The 17,010-nt window shown below is 61.9% G+C and carries 15 protein-coding genes; 8 read left to right on the top strand and 7 right to left on the bottom strand.

Going from position 1 to position 17,010, the window contains the following annotated elements; translation table 11 throughout:
- Positions 1–59: 59 nt before the first annotated feature.
- Together ACP691_RS13370 and ACP691_RS13375 are read right to left on the bottom strand one after the other, a co-directional pair.
- Positions 60–962: a D-hexose-6-phosphate mutarotase gene (locus tag ACP691_RS13370; protein WP_426150840.1), complete on the bottom strand. Its 903-nt coding sequence runs from the start codon at positions 960–962 to the stop codon at positions 60–62.
- Positions 963–1,077: 115 nt separating this feature from the next.
- The gene (locus ACP691_RS13375) at positions 1,078–1,479 is read right to left on the bottom strand and encodes an acyl-CoA thioesterase (RefSeq protein ID WP_040260351.1); all 402 of its coding nucleotides are present in this window, start codon (positions 1,477–1,479) and stop codon (positions 1,078–1,080) included.
- 208 nt (positions 1,480–1,687) lie between these two features.
- On the opposite strand from ACP691_RS13375, the gene ACP691_RS13380 reads away from it, so the two are divergent.
- The 8 genes from ACP691_RS13380 (at position 1,688) to ACP691_RS13415 (ending at position 11,856) form a co-directional block, all read left to right on the top strand.
- Entirely contained in the window at positions 1,688–2,989 is a 1,302-nt protein-coding gene (locus ACP691_RS13380; protein ID WP_426150838.1) for an MFS transporter, read from the top strand.
- Between the two features lie 103 nt (positions 2,990–3,092).
- A complete protein-coding gene (locus ACP691_RS13385; RefSeq protein ID WP_426150836.1) occupies positions 3,093–4,085 on the top strand; it encodes a PstS family phosphate ABC transporter substrate-binding protein in 993 nt (330 codons plus the stop codon).
- Between the two features lie 87 nt (positions 4,086–4,172).
- A complete protein-coding gene (locus ACP691_RS13390; protein WP_426150834.1) occupies positions 4,173–6,443 on the top strand; it encodes an ABC transporter permease subunit in 2,271 nt (756 codons plus the stop codon).
- Between the two features lie 31 nt (positions 6,444–6,474).
- Positions 6,475–8,127: a phosphate ABC transporter permease PstA gene (pstA, locus tag ACP691_RS13395; protein ID WP_426150832.1), complete on the top strand. Its 1,653-nt coding sequence runs from the start codon at positions 6,475–6,477 to the stop codon at positions 8,125–8,127.
- A gap of 52 nt (positions 8,128–8,179) precedes the next feature.
- Positions 8,180–9,013: a phosphate ABC transporter ATP-binding protein PstB gene (gene pstB, locus ACP691_RS13400; protein WP_426150830.1), complete on the top strand. Its 834-nt coding sequence runs from the start codon at positions 8,180–8,182 to the stop codon at positions 9,011–9,013.
- A 56-nt stretch (positions 9,014–9,069) separates the two neighbouring features.
- Positions 9,070–9,828 carry a phosphate signaling complex protein PhoU gene (gene phoU, locus ACP691_RS13405; RefSeq protein ID WP_040260344.1) on the top strand — a complete coding sequence of 253 codons (759 nt, stop codon included), beginning with the start codon at positions 9,070–9,072 and terminating at the stop codon, positions 9,826–9,828.
- A gap of 151 nt (positions 9,829–9,979) precedes the next feature.
- Positions 9,980–10,903 carry a response regulator gene (locus tag ACP691_RS13410; protein ID WP_426150827.1) on the top strand — a complete coding sequence of 308 codons (924 nt, stop codon included), beginning with the start codon at positions 9,980–9,982 and terminating at the stop codon, positions 10,901–10,903.
- Positions 10,904–10,959: 56 nt separating this feature from the next.
- Complete coding sequence (locus tag ACP691_RS13415; protein WP_426150825.1) at positions 10,960–11,856, top strand: peptidoglycan DD-metalloendopeptidase family protein; 897 nt, start codon at positions 10,960–10,962, stop codon at positions 11,854–11,856.
- On the opposite strand, the gene ACP691_RS13420 is transcribed toward ACP691_RS13415, so the two are convergent.
- From ACP691_RS13420 to ACP691_RS13440, 5 genes are all read right to left on the bottom strand, one after another.
- Entirely contained in the window at positions 11,853–13,193 is a 1,341-nt protein-coding gene (locus ACP691_RS13420) for a hemolysin family protein (RefSeq protein ID WP_040260340.1), read from the bottom strand. The two genes, ACP691_RS13415 and ACP691_RS13420, sit on opposite strands and share 4 nt — an antisense overlap.
- A 123-nt stretch (positions 13,194–13,316) precedes the next feature.
- Positions 13,317–14,639, bottom strand: a complete 1,323-nt coding sequence (gene phoR, locus ACP691_RS13425) for a phosphate regulon sensor histidine kinase PhoR (RefSeq protein WP_426150823.1) — start codon at positions 14,637–14,639, stop codon at positions 13,317–13,319.
- Positions 14,640–14,669: 30 nt separating this feature from the next.
- Positions 14,670–15,359 carry a phosphate regulon transcriptional regulator PhoB gene (gene phoB / locus ACP691_RS13430; protein ID WP_040260338.1) on the bottom strand — a complete coding sequence of 230 codons (690 nt, stop codon included), beginning with the start codon at positions 15,357–15,359 and terminating at the stop codon, positions 14,670–14,672.
- Positions 15,360–15,502: 143 nt separating this feature from the next.
- On the bottom strand, positions 15,503–16,393 hold the full coding sequence (ubiA, locus tag ACP691_RS13435; protein WP_426150821.1) for a 4-hydroxybenzoate octaprenyltransferase: 891 nt from the start codon (positions 16,391–16,393) through the stop codon (positions 15,503–15,505).
- Positions 16,393–16,959, bottom strand: coding sequence for a chorismate--pyruvate lyase family protein (locus ACP691_RS13440; RefSeq protein ID WP_426150819.1), 567 nt, complete (start codon positions 16,957–16,959; stop codon positions 16,393–16,395). The genes ubiA and ACP691_RS13440 overlap by 1 nt, the downstream gene beginning before the upstream one ends.
- Between the last annotated feature and the right edge of the window lie 51 nt (positions 16,960–17,010).

Below are 17,010 nucleotides of genomic sequence, written 5' to 3' on the forward strand. Positions count from 1 at the left end.
GGAGCCAGCGCAGCTGGTGAATCTTCTTCTGAGCTGCCTCCCACCTCGTGAACTGGCGCTCAGACCAGCGGTTCGCTGGACACGGTCACGGCAAGGGTATGGGCTTCGCCGGGGCCGAGGCGCTTGGCGTCGGCCATGACGTTGGCGGTTTCGATGCAGAACATACGTTGCCAGCCGTCATTGGCCATGTCTGGCAAGGCACTGGCGCGTTCGATCCAAGGGTTCCAGATGACGGCGCTGGCCGAGCCCTGGGTGTCGATGAGAATGCGGCGCTTCCATTCGCTATCGGCGATGGTCAGCCGCGCCGGGGTATCCAGGTAGATCCGATCAGTTTCGCCGGTGACTTCGAGCCGACCTTGCTGAGTGCGTCGAGCCCAGTCTTCCAGGGTTTCGATGTACTCCAGGCCGGCGACTTCCTCTACCGCCACCTGACGAACATCGCTCACCGCAAAATAAGTATGCAGCGCCTGGCTCAGGTGTATGTCTTCACGGCCCAGATTGAGCGTAGTCAGGGCGAGCGTGAGGGTATCGGCCAGCTCGATCTTCAGTTCGAGGCGAGCCGCGTGCGGCCAGCCAGGCAGGCCACCATCGGCCTCGGGCAGGGTAAAGGTGAGTGTCACCTTGTCGTCGCTTAGCTGTGGCTCGCCCAGGGTCCACTTCAAGGTACGCACCAGCCCATGCGCCGTTGCCGGCTCGGTAGACTGCCGCATCTGCTGAATGACCTCGGGGTTGCGCGCCAGGTTGCCGAACCAGGGCCAGCACACCGGGATTCCGGCGCGGATCGCCGCGCCTTCCTTGAACTGCGCATGATCATTGAGCCAGATCAAAGGCTGCTCGTTCGTGCGCTTGTAGCTCAGTACCTGCGCGCCTTGCTCTGCTACCAGCAACTCGGCATGGGCGGTAGTGACCTGCCAGATGTCCAATTCGCCTTGCTTGAGCTTTTCCAGCTTTGGGGCCGCCATATCGCTTCCTCGATATCAGATTGGTGTGGCGTTGACCATCGAACGGGCGGCAAGTTTAGGCGTGGCGCCCTGGAGCCAGGCTCGCTGTCGAGCGTCCCGGCAAGCCTTCGCAGGCTCAGCGGCGCGGCGGAACGCTGCGGGTGCGCCCGCTCCCATCAATGGCCACGAAGACGAAGACCGCTTCGGTAACCTTGCGCCATTCGCTGGACAGTGGATCGTCGCTCCAGACCTCGACCATCATTTGAATCGAGCTACGCCCCACTTGCAGGGTCTGGGTGTAGAAGGACAGCTGAGCGCCCACGGGTACCGGCACCAGGAAAGCCATGCGGTCGATGGACACCGTAGCCACCCTGCCGCCAGCCACCTTGCTGGCCATGGCCGTGCCAGCCAGGTCCATCTGGGACACCAGCCAGCCACCGAAGATGTCACCAAAACCGTTGGCCTCGCGGGGAAGCGCGGTGATCTGTAGGGCCAGGTCGCCCTGGGGGATGGGATCTTCTTGTTCGAGTTCAATCATGCCGGGGGCCTCGGACCCATGACTTCGAAAGGATGAAGCGGTAAGCGGTCGTGTCGTTCAAGCCAGTATATAGAGCGATGCCTGGGTACATAACCGTTCAATCACAGATATATGTGCCGGCCAAAGCAATTTGCTATCTTCCTTGACCCGGCTGCGCCAAGCGCAGGCGGAGCCTGCTGCCGAACGCGATCAATAAGAGAACCGAGCCATGAGCACCGCTCCTTCCAGCGCCGCGTCCATCTCGCGCCCGCTGAACCGTAACGATTACAAGACCTTATCGCTGTCGGCCCTTGGCGGCGCGCTGGAGTTCTACGACTTCGTCATTTTCGTGTTCTTCGTGGTCGTGATCAGCAAATCGTTCTTTCCCCCGGACATGCCTCAATGGGTCAGCCAGGTGCAATCATTCGGGGTATTTGCCGCCGGCTACCTCGCGCGCCCCCTGGGTGGCGTGATCATGGCGCACTTCGGTGACGTGCTGGGCCGCAAGAAGATGTTCACCTTGAGCATCTTCATGATGGCGGTGCCTACGTTGTTGATGGGACTACTGCCCACCTATGCTCAGATCGGTATCGCCGCGCCTTTGCTCCTGTTGGTGCTGCGCATCATCCAGGGCGCGGCCATCGGTGGCGAGGTTCCCGGTGCCTGGGTGTTCGTTTCCGAGCACGTTCCGGTGCGCAACATAGGCTATGCCTGCGGTACCCTGACGTCGGGCCTGACCACAGGCATCCTGCTGGGCTCTCTGGTGGCAACGGTCATCAACAGCCTGTTCGCGCCTGAGGAAGTGCTGGCCTACGCCTGGCGGATACCCTTCATCCTTGGCGGCGTATTTGGCCTGGTGTCGGTCTTCCTGCGCCGCTGGCTGCATGAAACTCCTCTGTTCGTAGAGTTGCAGCAGCGCAAGGCCCTGGCCGAGCAGCCTCTACGGGCTGTGCTCAAGAGTCATCGGTCAGCGATCGTGATGTCCATGCTTCTGACCTGGCTGCTTACCGCGGGCATAGTCGTGGTCATCCTGATGACGCCGACCCTGTTGCAGACGCTCTACAAGTTTCCAGCCAAGGAGGCGATGCAGGCCAACAGCCTGGCGATCCTCTTCCTGAGCCTCGGTTGTATCCTTTCGGGCGCCCTCGCGGACCGGTTCGGGGCCGGGAAAGTGTTCATGTTCGGCAGTATCGCCCTCGGCGCCACCTCGTGGACGCTCTATCACAGCCTGCAGGCTCATCCGGACTGGCTGTTCCCGTTGTACGCGGTTACCGGCCTGTGCGTAGGGGTCATTGGCGCCGTGCCTTATGTGATGGTCACCATCTTTCCTACCGCGGTACGTTTCAGCGGGTTATCGTTCTCGTACAACCTGGCATATGCCATTTTCGGTGGTCTTACGCCAGTGATCGTCACCATGATGATCAAGCTCAGCCCCATGGGGCCTGCATGGTATGTGGCCGGGCTCTGTGTATTAGGCTTCGCGTTGGGGGTGATGCTCTGGCAACGTCGGCGCAGCGGCATAGCGGTCTAGAAGCGCCGTTGTCATCTGTGTGTAACATTGGGTCTGTATGCTCTGGGGTTTGTCCGCGCAAGCGGTGTTGCCGGTTACCCTTGCGTCCTGCGCCGGAGCATTCATGAAGTTCAAGTGCCTGATGGCGATAATCGGAGCCTCGGCCAGCCTGGCGACTGCCACCGCGGCGGCGTCGCCCGAGTTGCAAGGGTACGCTCCAGCGACAAGCATCTCTGGCACCTTGACCAGCGTTGGCTCCGACACCTTGGCCAACCTCATGGCGCTCTGGGCCAATGCATTCCAGCGCGCCTACCCCAGCGTCAACGTGCAGGTGCAGGCGGCTGGCTCTTCCACTGCGCCGCCGGCCCTGATCCAGGGCACCGCCAGCTTCGGCCCGATGAGCCGGAAAATGAAGGATGTAGAAATTGAAGCCTTCGAGCGTCGATATGGCTACAAGCCTACCGCCGTCGCGGTGGCTATCGATGCTCTGGCCATCTTCGTAAACAAGGACAACCCGATCGCGGGGCTGACGTTGGGGCAACTCGACGCCATCTTTTCCACCACGCTGTTGTGTGGCGCCACCGGGTCGATCAAGCGTTGGGGTGACCTGGGAGTGGCAGGCAGCCTGGCGCACCAGCCCTTGCAATTGTTCGGTCGCAATTCGGCCTCGGGTACCTATGGTTACTTCAAGGAGCAGGCGCTGTGCAAAGGGGATTTCAAAGCCCAGGTGAACGAGCAGCCAGGGTCGGCATCTGTGGTTCAAGGCGTAAGCAGTTCGCCTAATGGCATAGGGTATTCAGGCATCGGCTATACCACAGCCAGCGTTCATACCGTGCCCCTGGCTCGAACCGAAGAAGGGCCCTACGTGGAAGCAACCGAAGCCAATGCGATCGATGGCAGTTACCCTTTGGCCCGGTACCTCTATATCTATGTGAACAAGCCGCCTGGCCGGCCCATGTCGCCGTTGGAAGGCGAGTTCCTGAAGTTGATCCTGTCCGTGAGCGGGCAGGAGCTGGTGGCCCGGGATGGTTATATTCCGATACCCAGGGCGGTGGCCCGGCAAATGCTGGCCAGCCTGGGGCTCAGCGAAGAGCAAAGGCCTGATCCAACCCGGTAAGGTGCTGGAAAATCTCTATTACAACGGGTGGCGATGCTGTCACCATGATGTCATGTTTCTGTCATATAGGCCCGCTAGGGTGTGCGGATGAACGATCCGGCTGTAAGCAACGCAAGCTTTCGCGCAGCGCGCGCGGGCATCGATTTCAATACGCCGGCCCTGAGGCGGCATCGCCGGTTGCGTGCGCTCGTCGATCGTTTGACTCGCTGGTATGTCCTGGTAGGCGGGCTGGCGGTCCTGGCGGCCATCACCTTGATTTTCTTCTATCTGGGTTACGTAGTAGCGCCCCTGTTCCGAGGGGCCACCCTGAAGCCTACCGCGGACGTCACCGCGCCCTGGCTGGTCTCTGCCGGGGAAACGGCCCTGCTTACGCTCGAAGAGCAGAACCAGGTTGCCATGCGTGTTTCGATCGATGGCGCGGTGGTGTTCTTCGACGCTACCAGCGGAGCACTCATCAGTCGCGCCACCCTGCCGCTACCTCCAGGAAGCCGAATCAGCACGGTCGCCAAGGACCTACCAGGCAAGGGATTGGTGGCGTTGGGCTTGTCCAATGGCCAGGTGTTGTTCTTCCAGCATCGTTATCAGGCGACCTGGACCGCAGGCATACGGCATATGGTGCCCAGCCTGGATTACCCCTATGGAGCTAAGCCGCTGGCGCTGGGCAAGGCAGGTGAGCCACTGGAGCACTTGGCCATCAATCGCGGCGACATGAGCCTGATCATCGCCGGTGCCAGTGCCGGCGGGTTCAACGTGCTGCGCATGAATCTCGCCGAGGGCGCGCCCACTACCATCGAACGTGTCGCGCTTGCGCAAGTCACCGAGGTTGTGAACGCCCTCTACGTAGATGGCGCGCAGCGTTGGCTGTATGTGATAGGCGGCCGCGCCCATGTAGACGTCTTCGACCTGCGCGACCAGACGCTCAACGGCCGCTACAAGCTGCTGGAGGACGCCGACGCTCGGGTTACCGCCAGTGCACAGCTGGTGGGTGGGGCGTCGCTGCTGATCGGTAGCTCCACCGGCAGCATTGGCCAGTGGTTCATGACTAGGGACCGTGATGGCGAGGCCAGACTCCAGCATATTCGGGATTTCCAGCTTGGCCTGGCGCCAATTAGGCAGATCGAGCCAGAACAACGACGCAAGGGCTTCCTCGCGCTGGACGACAGCGGCCTGCTGGGGGTGTTTCATGCCACGGCGCATCGTACCCTGCTGACTGAACAGGTGGCCGGTGGCCCAGGCTTGCTCGCACTTTCGCCGCGGGCCAACCGGGTCCTGCTGGAAACCCCCGAGGGCATTTCCAGGTTCACCTTGCGCAACCCCCATCCGGAGGTTTCCTGGGCCGCGCTATGGGACAAGGTCTGGTACGAGCACTACGACCAGCCTGAGTATGTATGGCAGTCTACCGCCGCCAATTCGGACTTCGAGCCCAAGCTGAGCCTGACGCCCCTGGCCTTCGGAACGTTCAAGGCCGCCCTTTACGCCATGTTGCTTGCGGCGCCCCTGGCAGTAGCCGCGGCCATCTATACGGCCTACTTCATGGCCCCGGTAATGCGCCGCAAGGTAAAGCCAGTCATCGAACTGATGGAGGCGCTGCCTACTGTCATACTGGGATTCATCGCGGGGCTGGTCCTGGCACCCTTTCTGGAAAGCCACCTGCCAGGCGTGTTCAGCCTGTTGTTGGTGCTTCCGCTGGGCATTCTCGCTCTTGGCATGATCTGGGGGCAGTTGCCGGATCGTGTGCGCCTGCGCGTGCCCGAAGGCTGGGAAAGCGCATTGCTCATCCCACTGGTCGTGCTGCTTGCCGTGGCCGCCCTCACGGCCAGTCCTTGGCTGGAGCAAGTCTTGTTCGCCGGTGACATGCGGCAATGGCTCACGCGCGAGCTTGGCCTGGACTTCGACCAGCGTAACGCTCTGGTCGTGGGCGCGGCCATGGGCTTTGCCGTTATCCCTACCATCTACTCCATCGCCGAGGATGCGATCTTCAACGTGCCTCGCAGCTTGACCTTCGGCTCGCTGGCACTCGGCGCCACGCCCTGGCAGACCCTGGTGCGCGTAGTGCTGCTCACCGCCAGCCCGGGGATTTTCTCTGCCTTGATGATTGGCCTCGGCCGCGCGGTGGGCGAAACCATGATCGTGCTCATGGCCACGGGCAACACTCCGATCATGGATATGAACCTTTTTGAGGGAATGCGCACCCTGGCGGCCAACGTAGCCATTGAAATGCCGGAGTCTGCTGTCAGTAGCAGCCACTATCGGGTGCTGTTCCTGGCAGCGCTGGTATTGCTGCTGTTCACCTTTGCGATGAACACCCTGGCCGAGCTTATCCGCCAGCGGTTGCGCAAACACTATTCTTCGCTGTGAAAAGGGGCGAACGTTGAACAGGTTTTCCCCCATGGCATGGTTCCGCAGCGGAGCCCCCGGCGTCTGGCTGAGCGCGGGCGCGGTCTCCGTCGCGGTGATCATGACCCTCGGCCTATTGCTACTGATTGCCATAAAGGGGCTGGGGCACTTCTGGCCGGCAGGCTTGCTTCAGACCACTTACCAAGTGCCGGGGCAGGCGCCGGTCACGCTGGTGGGTGAGGTAGTGGAACAGGAGCGCAGTCCCCGACAGCGGCTGCGGGACGCAGGCCTGCCCCTGAGTGCCGATGGCGACCGCTGGGTGACCCGCATGCTGGTCAAGTTCGGTAATCGTGACCTGAATGGGACGGACTTCACCTGGGTTGTGGAGCCTTGGTTGGGCGAACGCGACTATCCGGCGGGCCTGGTCACCCTTGAACGTCAGGAGTGGGGCAATTTCTATGGCCACGTGGTTGCGCTCAAGGAGGCGGGGAAGGTAGTGGCCGAAGGCCCGGCCGCATGGCCAGCGCTGCAGCCGCGCCTGGCTCGGTCCGCGGCGCTGGCCGCAGAGCTGAACCGCCTGCAGACGGTCGAAGTGACAGGCATCAATCATGAGCTGGAACGCCTGCGCCTGGCGCAGCGCAGGCAAGCCCTCGAGAACCCGCAGGACCCAGGCGCCGAGGCGGATGCGGCGGCTGAGCGTGGCGCGCTCGAGGCCCGCTTGGGCGCGCTCGAAACCAGGGCTGAAAACCTGCGCCAGCAGGCGGCCCGCGACACAGTGGTGATGGCAGACGCCTCCGGCCGGCAGGTGGAGCTATACCTGAGCGATATACTGCACGCCTACCAGCCCAACGCCATGAATGTTGCACAGAAGACGGGCGTCTATTTTGCGCGCCTGTGGGAATTCCTCAGCACCAACCCCCGGGAATCCAATACCGAGGGCGGCGTGTTCCCTGCGATCTTTGGAACCGTCATGATGACCCTGCTCATGGCCGTGGTGGTGACGCCTTTCGGGGTACTGGCGGCCGTTTACTTGCGAGAGTATGCCCGCCAGGGCTGGATGACCCGGATCATTCGCATCGCCGTGAACAACCTGGCCGGCGTGCCGGCGATTGTCTATGGAGTGTTCGGCCTGGGCTTCTTCGTTTACGTACTGGGCGGCTCACTCGATCGATTGTTCTTTCCTGAGCGCCTGCCGGCGCCCACCCTGGGCACGCCCGGCCTGCTCTGGGCATCTTTGACCCTGGCGCTGCTGTCGGTGCCTGTAGTGATAGTCGCGACTGAAGAGGGCCTGGCACGCATTCCCCGGTCGCTGCGCGAAGGTTCTCTCGCCCTTGGCGCTACCCAGGCCGAGACGCTTTGGAAAATCGTGCTGCCCATGGCCAGTCCCGCGATCATGACCGGCGTCATACTCGCCGTTGCCCGGGCCGCCGGGGAAGTGGCTCTGCTGATGTTGGTGGGTGTGGTCAAGCTGGCGCCTTCTCTGCCCGTGGATGGCAACTTCCCCTATGTGCATCTGGACCAGAAGATCATGCACCTGGGCTTTCATATTTATGACGTAGGCTTCCAGAGCCCGAACGTGGAAGCCGCGCGGCCGCTGGTGTACGCCACGGCCTTGCTGCTCGTGGCGGTCATCGGCCTGTTGAACCTTTCCGCGGTCGCGATGCGCAATCACCTGCGGGAAAAATACCGCGGCCTCGACACTTGATACCAAGCGGCCATGGCCGCCTGTTTGACCCGCCAGGGTTACGGAGCTTTGAATGGAGCAACACACAACCGGCCGCCCCTTGGAGGTGGCCACCCTGGGCCGCAGGAAGCACGGACGCGACCCGGTCGTCGAAGACGTTGCCATCGAAGTGGCCGGCCTGAGCCTGTACTACGGGGCGCAGCAGGTGCTCCATGACATCGCCCTGAGGATTCCGCAGCGGCGCGTTACCTCGTTCATTGGTCCTTCCGGTTGCGGCAAGTCTACCTTGCTGCGGACCTTCAACCGGATGAATGATCTGGTCGAGGACTGCAAGGTGGTGGGTGCCGTGAACCTCTACGGACATGACATCTACCGCAAGGGCGAGGATGTGGCCGAGTTGCGTCGGCGTGTCGGCATGGTATTCCAGAAGCCCAACCCGTTTCCCAAGACCATCTATGAGAACGTGGTCTATGGCTTGCGTATTCAGGGCATCAAGAAAAAGCGCATGCTCGATGAAGCCGTGGAGTGGGCGCTGCGCGGCGCGGCCTTGTGGGAAGAGGTCAAGGATCGCCTGCATGAGTCCGCGTTAGGGCTGTCCGGCGGTCAGCAGCAGCGGCTGGTCATCGCCCGCACCATCGCCGTGGAGCCCGAAGTGCTGCTGCTCGACGAACCCTGCTCGGCCCTGGACCCAATCTCCACCCTCAAGGTGGAAGAGCTGATCTACGAGCTCAAGACGCGCTACACCATCGTCATCGTCACTCACAACATGCAACAGGCCGCCCGGGTGTCGGACTACACCGCATTCATGCACTTGGGCAAGCTGGTGGAGTTCGGCGATACCGACCGGATGTTCACCAACCCGATGAAAAGGCAAACCGAAGACTACATCACCGGCCGATACGGTTGACCTTGCCGGCCACGCACCCCTGACGCCCCACCCACCGGTATTCAAGGACCTGACCCATGATCGATAAGAACAGCCTCAATCATCACATCTCTCAGCAATTCAATGCCGAGCTCGAAGAGGTGCGCAGTCACCTGCTGGCCATGGGCGGGCTGGTGGAAAAGCAGGTCAACGACGCCGTGAGCGCGCTGATCGAGGCCGATTCCGGCCTGGCCCAGCAGGTGCGTGACATCGATGACGAAATCAACCAGATGGAGCGCAACATCGACGGTGAATGCCTGCGCATCCTGGCGCGGCGGCAGCCAGCGGCGTCTGACCTGCGCCTGATAATCAGCATCTCCAAGTCGGTGATCGACCTGGAGCGTATCGGCGATGAATCTACCAAGATCGCCCGCCGCGCCATCCAGCTGTGCGAAGAGGGTGAGTCCCCACGGGGCTATGTGGAAGTGCGTCATATCGGCGACCAGGTCCTGAAAATGGTGCGCGATGCCCTGGACGCCTTTGCCCGTTTCGATGCCGACCTTGCCCTGGCCGTGGCCCAGTATGACAAGACCATTGATCGGGAATACAAGACCGCGCTGCGCGAGCTGGTGACCTACATGATGGAAGACCCGCGTTCCATCTCCCGCGTGCTGAATGTCATCTGGGCGTTGCGCTCCCTGGAGCGTATCGGCGATCACGCGCGCAACATCTCTGAACTGGTGATCTATCTGGTCCAGGGTACCGATGTACGTCACCTTGGCCTGGAGCGCATGAAGGAAGAGGTGCGCCGGAATACCGAACGGGCTAATGTTTCCGTGGACGCTGACGATAAGTAGGTTTGCCCGAGTATCGACGCCCGGTTCGCACCGGGCGTTTTCGTTCATACTGGGAACAGTTTTTCTGGCATCCGGGTGCGGGTGAGAAAATCTGCGTGGGTGTAGGCGCCGCGGAGCGCTATGCTACGCAGACGAATTTCAGGAGTCCTTAATGGCCAAGGTCAGTGTTCTGGTAGTGGATGACGCCCCGTTCATTCGCGACCTGGTAAAAAAATGTCTGCGCAACGCCTTCCCTGGAATGCAGATCGAAGATGCCGTCCATGGGCGCAAGGCACAGGCCATGCTAGCCAAGGACCCTTACGACCTTATCCTTTGCGATTGGGAAATGCCGGAAATGACCGGCCTGGAACTACTGACCTGGTGCCGTGAGCAGGAAAGCACCAAGCATATCCCCTTCATCATGGTGACCAGTCGGGGCGACAAGGAAAACGTTATCCAGGCCATCCAGGCGGGTGTCTCGGACTACGTCGGCAAGCCGTTCACCAACGAGCAGCTGCTGACCAAGGTCAAGAAAGCATTGCATCGTGTCGGCAAGCTGGAAGGCCTGATGAGCGGCCCGGGTTCACGGCCCAACACTTCGGCGTTCGCCAACGACTCGCTGGCGGCATTGACCAGCAACCGGCCCGAGGCTGTTGCCGCGACGCCTGCGCCCGCCCCGACGCCACGGGCAGCGGCCGCGGCAGGCATAGCGGCAGCTCCTCCTGTGCCGCGCGCTGCGTCCAGCCAGGGCAGCGCCACCAGCCGTGGCCAGGGCCAGCTGCGCCTGGCCGGGGGCGCGACCATGGCCTGTGTGATCAAGGCGTTGAGCCTCAAGGAAGCTCTCCTGGTGGTCAAGCGTGGCGAACCCTTGCCCCAGGTGCTGGAACAGGCGGTCCTGGACCTCGAGCAGGGCGACAACGACATCGCGCGCCTCAATGGCTACCTGCATGCCGTATCCGCGCTGGAACCCAAGCCGGACAGCGATTGGTTGCAGCTCAACTTCCGCTTCGTCGATCAGGACGCCCAGAAGCTTGACTACCTGTCTCGCCTGATCGCCCGCGGCACTGCTCAGAAACACTTCGTGCCAGGCGCTTGAACCCATGAGGGGCTGAGGCTGTTACCCTGGCCCTTCGTTTTCGCTGAATACGAATCATGAACTGGCGCGCGCTTCTTCCCGCTCTTCTGCTTGGCCTGGGTGCTCCGGTACAGGCTGCGGCTATCTACAAGTTCGTGGACAGCCATGGGGTGGTCACCTATACCGACCGCGTCACGCCTGGTGCCAAGCGCTTGGTGTTTCAGGATCGCATGGTCGAATCCTTCTCGGCCCAGGTGCGCCTCGACACCCGCCCAGTGGGAAAGGCGCTGACCTTCGAAGCCCGGAACGATACCTACGCACCGGTGCAGGTCATGCTGCGCTTGTCCGGCCTGCGCAATGCCGCGCCGGGCGGGCCAACGGAAGTCCGCCGGCTGGTAGCGCCTCGTTCAAGGCTCCTGCTGGCGACGGTCAACCCGGCCCAGCCTGGTAAGCCGGTGACCGGTACGCCGGGATTCAGCTACGTGCTGGGTGATCCAGCCACCCGCACCGCCGCCTATCGCTATCCCTTTCCCTGGATCGGCGGCCCCTTCCGTATCAGCCAGGGCCCCAATGGCAACTTCAGCCACAACGGCCCCAAAGGCCGTTATGCGATCGATATCGCCATGCCCGAGGGTACCCCTATCATCGCGGCCCGGGCAGGTATGGTGATCAAGGTAGAGAATGACCAGGATCAGGGGGGCGCCCAACCTTCGGGCAATTTCGTACGAATCCTGCACGAGGACGGCACCATGGGCGTTTACTTGCACCTGATGCGCGGGTCGGTGGTGGTCAGGGAGGGGGAGCGAGTGGCCCAGGGCAGCCCGCTCGGGCGTTCGGGAAATACCGGCCACAGCACGGGGCCACATTTGCACTTCGTGGTCCAGCGCAATACCGGAGCCGGGCTGGAATCGATCCCTTATGAGTTCGACAAGCCTTTGCAAAGCCTGCCGAACTTCACCATCGGCAACCGTTAGCTCAGCTTGAGCACCTTGGCGAGCACGATCTTCGGGCCTTTCATCTTCTTGATGATGATGCGCAGCCCTTCCACTTCGATCACTTCCTCGTCTTCCGGTACCCGCTTGAGGCTGTCGTAGACGAGTCCCGCAAGGGTTTCAGCCTCGATGTGATCCAGGTCCACGCCCAGCAGGCGCTCTACCTTGAACAGCGGTGTATCGCCCCGCACCAGTAGCTTGCCGGGCTGGTAGGCCAGCACGCCCCGTTCGGCCTTTCGGTGCTCATCCTGAATGTCGCCCACCAGTACCTCGAGTACGTCTTCCATGGTCAGGTAGCCGATGACCTTGCCATCGGCTTCCTCCACCAAGGCGAAATGGGCGGCACCGGTACGGAACTGTTCCAACAGCTCTGCGAGGGGCATATGGCGGGAAACTCGCTCCAACGGGCGGGTAAGTTCCGCCAGGTTGAACGAGGCGGGCACGTGATCCAGGGCAGCCAGGTCCAGCAGCAGGTCCTTGATATGCAACAGGCCGACGAATTCTCCCCGAGTGCTGTCATAGACGGGGTAACGGCTGTACTTATGGCGCCGGAAGGTGGCCAGGATGTCCTTCAGCGGGGCGTCATGTTCCAGCACGACCAGATCTTCCCGCGAGTTGGCCCAATCGACTACCTCCAGCTCGCCCATTTCCACCGCCGAGGCCAGCACGCGCATGCCTTGGTCGCTCGGGTCTTGCCCACGGCTGGAGTGCAGGATGAGCTTGAGCTCTTCACGGCTGTAGTGGTGCTCGTGGTGCGGGCCGGGCTCGCCCTGGCCGGCGATACGCAAGATACCGTTGGCGCTGGCGTTGAGCAGCCAGATGGCCGGGTACATCAGCCAGTAGAACAGGTAGAGCGGCACCGCCGTCCACAAGGAAAGAAGCTCGGGCTTGCGGATGGCCCAGGATTTGGGGGCCAGCTCGCCGACCACGATATGCAGGTAGGAGATCACGAAGAACGCGGTGAAGAAGGAAGCGCCCTTGATCACCTCGGCCGATTGCACGCCAAGGGCGGCCAGAAGAGGCTCGAGCAGGTGCGCGAACGCCGGCTCGCCGACCCAGCCCAGGCCCAGCGAGGCGAGGGTGATACCCAGTTGGCAGGCGGAAAGGTAGGCGTCGAGCTGATTATGCACGGTGCGCAGGATCTTGCCGCGCCAGCCTTGCTTCTCGGCGATGGACTCCACTCGCGTGGAGCGCAGCTTGACCATGGCGAATTCGGCGGCAACGAAGAAGCCGTTGAGCACAACCAGGAAAAGCGCGAAGAGAATCATGCCGAAATCGGCGAAGAGGTCGTGAAGCGATAAACCAGGGGAAGGGTCCATTGGGGAAAGAAGAAGATCCGTATGATTGAGAGAGTTCGCGTCTGATGAGCCGCGAATTAAGGAATCTAGCGATTAAGTCCGCACTTGACCAGTGTCTTACCGTAGCAATTTCCTACAGAGCCGTCACGCCGGGTCTTCTTCCATTTCCGCTGGCGCCAACAGGCTCAATGGAAAATGACACGTGAAGGTGCTCCCTTTGCCCGGCACGCTGGTGATCTCCAATTGCCCCTTGTGGCGCAGCAGCACGTGCTTGACGATCGCCAGGCCAAGCCCGGTGCCGCCAGTGCTGGAGCTGCGGCTGGAGTCAACCCGGTAGAAGCGCTCGGTAAGCCGCGGAATGTGCTTACCCTCGATACCGATACCCGAATCCTGCACACTCAGGTGCAGGCCATTGTCATCCTGCCACCAGCGTACCCGCACCTGGCCGTTGTCCGGAGTGTACTTGACAGCATTGAACACCAGGTTCGAAAAGGCGCTGCGCAATTCCGGCTCGCTCCCTTTCATGCTGAGGCGGGGCGACGCCTGTAGCACGATCTGGTGATGACGCTCTCCCGAAAGGGCGGTTGCGTCATTGACCACGCTTTGCAACATCCCCTGAATGTTTACCGGATGGCTCTCCGAGGGGTAATCGGTCGCTTCGAGCTTGGCGAGCAGCAGCAGGTCATTGAGCAGGCTTTGCATGCGGCTGCCTTGCTGTTGCATCTGCTGCAGGGCACGCAGCCAGCGCGGGTTCAGATGGCCCGCATTGTCCAGCAGGGTTTCCAGGTAGCCGGTGATGACAGTCAAGGGCGTGCGCAATTCGTGTGACACATTGCCGATGAAGTCCTTGCGCATCTGTTCCAGCTGATGGATGCGCGTGACATCCCGGACCACCATCAGGTGCTCGTTGTTGCCGTAGCGGGTGATCATGAATTGCAGGCGCACCCGGTCGTTCAAGGGCGAGCGCATTTCCAGGGGTTCGGCATAGTGCTCGGCTTCGAAGTAATCCTTGAAGCGAGGATGGCGCACGAGGTTGGTAACCGGCTGTCCAGCGTCCTGAGGTGTCTTGAGGCCTAGAAGCGTTTGCGCTGCCGGGTTCCACCATTCCAGGTTGCCATCACTGTCGAGCATGATCACCGCGTCCCGCAACGCCGCGGTGGATTCCTGCACGCGATCGATCACGCCCTGCAGGCGGGCACGTACCCGGCTGTCACGTCGCTGGAGGTTATAGATGCTGTCGAAGACGTCACCCCAGAGGCCATGGGCTTCAGGTGGCGGCTCGTCGCCCTGTTGATGGCTGAGCCAGTGTTGAAGGCGCAGCAGCTGCCGCAGGGTGTTGGCCAGGTAGGCACCCAGGCCGATGGCCAGGCAGAGACCGTAATGGCTCGTCAACAGCCCCAGCAGCAGGCATGCACCTATCAGCAGCAGTAGATGGCGGACCAGTACGGCATGCCAGTTTCGGTTCAATTGGCGATCAATCCTTTCGCGCGGCGAGGGTCAGGCCTTGGTGGAGAAGCGATACCCTGTGCCACGGACAGTCTGTACCAGATTCTCGTAGGCATCGCCCAGGGCCTTGCGCAGGCGTCGGATATGCACGTCCACCGTGCGTTCTTCCACATAGACGTTGCCGCCCCAGACCTGATCCAGCAGTTGTCCGCGGGTATAGGCCCGTTCCTGATGAGTCATGAAGAACTGCAACAGGCGATACTCGGTGGGGCCCATGTCGGCCGGACGGCCATCGATGGTTACCCGATGACTGATCGGGTCCAGCAGCAGGCCACCGACCTCGATAGGTGTTTCGTTGTCCGTTGCCCCGGCGCGACGGAGCACGGCCTTGAGCCGGGCAACCAGCTCGCGGGGTGAGAAGGGCTTGGTGATGTAGTCATCGGCACCCACTTCCAGCCCCTGGATCTTGTTGTCCTCTTCGCCCTTGGCGGTGAGCATGATGATCGGGGTGCCGGCGGTAAGCTCGTCGCGCTTGAGACGACGCGCCAGTTCGATGCCGGACGTGCCAGGAAGCATCCAGTCCAGCAGGATCAGGTCGGGCTTGCGGTCAATGATGATGGCGTGGGCTTGCTGGCTGTTTTCCGCTTCCAGGCATTCGTAGCCGGCCATTTCCAGGGCGACGGCGATCATCTCGCGAATGGGTGCTTCGTCGTCGACGATCAGAATGCTTTTCCCCATCATGGTTTACCCTCGAACCTGTCCTGGATGATGCGCTGCATTAGATAACGGAAATATTGCAGTCACATGACAGCATGGCTAAGGGTAGCAAGCAATCTACCTCTGGCTGAAGCCCGAGGGGGCGCGCTTGGCCCGCCGAGTCTTTATCAGCGCAGGGCGTAGTCGAGCACGATGCCCGCGAAGATGGCCAGGCCGGCCCAGTGGTTATGCAGAAAAGCCTCGAAGCAGGCCATGCGTTCCCTATGCCGGGTATGCCAGGCCTCCCAGGCGAAGCAGCCAGCTGCCACGGCCAGGCCGCAATGGAAGGGCCAGCCCAGGCCGAAGCGCGCCCCGGCCAGCAGCAGGCAAGCCAGCGCCAGCCCTTGCAGCATGCCAATGATGAGCCTGTCGGAGTTACCGAACAGAATGGCAGTGGATTTGACACCTATGCGCAGATCATCGTCTCGATCCGTCATGGCGTAATAGGTGTCGTAGGCCACGGTCCAGAGCAGGTTTGCCAGATAGAGCAACCAGGCCGCGCCGGGCAAATGGCCGGTCTGGGCGGTGAACGCCATGGGCATGCCCCAGGAAAAGGCAGCTCCTAGCACCACCTGTGGGTAATAGGTGTAGCGCTTCATGAAGGGGTAACTGGCTGCCAGTATCAACCCGCCGACGGATAGCTCCAGCGTGACCAGGTTGGTACAGAGCACGAGCAGGAAACTCAAGGTCACTAGCACAGCGAAGAATACCAGGGCCTCGCGGCCGCGCACCTTGCCGCTGACCAGGGGACGCTGTTCAGTCCGCCGTACATGGCCGTCTACCTTGCGGTCCGCGAAATCATTGATCACGCATCCCGCCGCCCGCATCAGCACCACGCCCAGCACGAAGATCACGATGTTGGCCAGGGATGGCTGACCCTCGCCGGCGATCCATAATGCCCACAACGTGGGCCATAGCAACAAATAGATGCCGATGGGCTTGTCCATCCGGCTGAGCTGGATGAAGTCCCAGGCGCGCGGGTGCAGCCGGTTCAGGGCGCGAAGCCATGCCAGGTACATCAGGGAGCCTCCGTGGAGCCAGGCAAGGCGGCCCAGAAATCCGCCAGGAACACTTCGCTGACCAGCAGGCCCAAGGCACCACGCTGGAATCGCGACCGGCGCGCCCAGGGAGCATGGGCGGCCAGCCCCGCGGGAAGCCACGCCAGGGGGTAACGCGCGATCTCGATAGGGCCCCGGCTGAAGCCGCCGTTGACGAACAGCAGCTCGCCAAGGGAGCGTGAGCCCAGGGCTACAAGGGGAAAACCGTCTTCCTTGAGCGCCAGTTGTCCGGCCACGCTGCGGGCGAATACCCAGGGCTTGCCGCACCCGACCAGACAGACCTCGCGTACCCAGCCGAGGGTGTCGAGGGGCAAATCCAGAGCCAGGCATTCCTCCGCGCGCAGCGAGGCCCAGCCTTCGCTGTGTGTGACGATCTGGAGGCTGTCCGCGGATAGTCTTCTCAGCCGACGGGTAAGGGAGCCGGTGTCGAAAAGCCAGTCCTGGCATTGGGAATCCGCCGTTTCCAGGTGATCAGACCAGGCAGGCGGATGGAAAGCGTCGGTGGATTGCGGCACGGTATAAGGCATGGCGGTTGGCAGGCCCTGAGCTTAGCATGGAACGGCCGCCAGGTCGGTTGC

Origin of the sequence: Pseudomonas sp. DC3200b2 (genome assembly GCF_049895785.1) — a bacterium.
In the GTDB taxonomy this organism is placed as follows: domain Bacteria; phylum Pseudomonadota; class Gammaproteobacteria; order Pseudomonadales; family Pseudomonadaceae; genus Aquipseudomonas; species Aquipseudomonas massiliensis.

Coding starts and splice junctions, on each gene's coding strand:
- pstB (WP_426150830.1), top strand. CDS start 8,180: ATGGAGCAACACACAACCGGCCGCCCCTTGGAGGTGGCCACCCTGGGC.
- ubiA (WP_426150821.1), bottom strand. CDS start 16,393: ATGTACCTGGCATGGCTTCGCGCCCTGAACCGGCTGCACCCGCGCGCC.
- ACP691_RS13440 (WP_426150819.1), bottom strand. CDS start 16,959: ATGCCTTATACCGTGCCGCAATCCACCGACGCTTTCCATCCGCCTGCC.
- ACP691_RS13370 (WP_426150840.1), bottom strand. CDS start 962: ATGGCGGCCCCAAAGCTGGAAAAGCTCAAGCAAGGCGAATTGGACATC.
- ACP691_RS13375 (WP_040260351.1), bottom strand. CDS start 1,479: ATGATTGAACTCGAACAAGAAGATCCCATCCCCCAGGGCGACCTGGCC.
- ACP691_RS13380 (WP_426150838.1), top strand. CDS start 1,688: ATGAGCACCGCTCCTTCCAGCGCCGCGTCCATCTCGCGCCCGCTGAAC.
- phoB (WP_040260338.1), bottom strand. CDS start 15,359: ATGATGGGGAAAAGCATTCTGATCGTCGACGACGAAGCACCCATTCGC.
- ACP691_RS13415 (WP_426150825.1), top strand. CDS start 10,960: ATGAACTGGCGCGCGCTTCTTCCCGCTCTTCTGCTTGGCCTGGGTGCT.
- pstA (WP_426150832.1), top strand. CDS start 6,475: ATGGCATGGTTCCGCAGCGGAGCCCCCGGCGTCTGGCTGAGCGCGGGC.
- ACP691_RS13420 (WP_040260340.1), bottom strand. CDS start 13,193: ATGGACCCTTCCCCTGGTTTATCGCTTCACGACCTCTTCGCCGATTTC.
- phoU (WP_040260344.1), top strand. CDS start 9,070: ATGATCGATAAGAACAGCCTCAATCATCACATCTCTCAGCAATTCAAT.
- ACP691_RS13385 (WP_426150836.1), top strand. CDS start 3,093: ATGAAGTTCAAGTGCCTGATGGCGATAATCGGAGCCTCGGCCAGCCTG.
- ACP691_RS13410 (WP_426150827.1), top strand. CDS start 9,980: ATGGCCAAGGTCAGTGTTCTGGTAGTGGATGACGCCCCGTTCATTCGC.
- ACP691_RS13390 (WP_426150834.1), top strand. CDS start 4,173: ATGAACGATCCGGCTGTAAGCAACGCAAGCTTTCGCGCAGCGCGCGCG.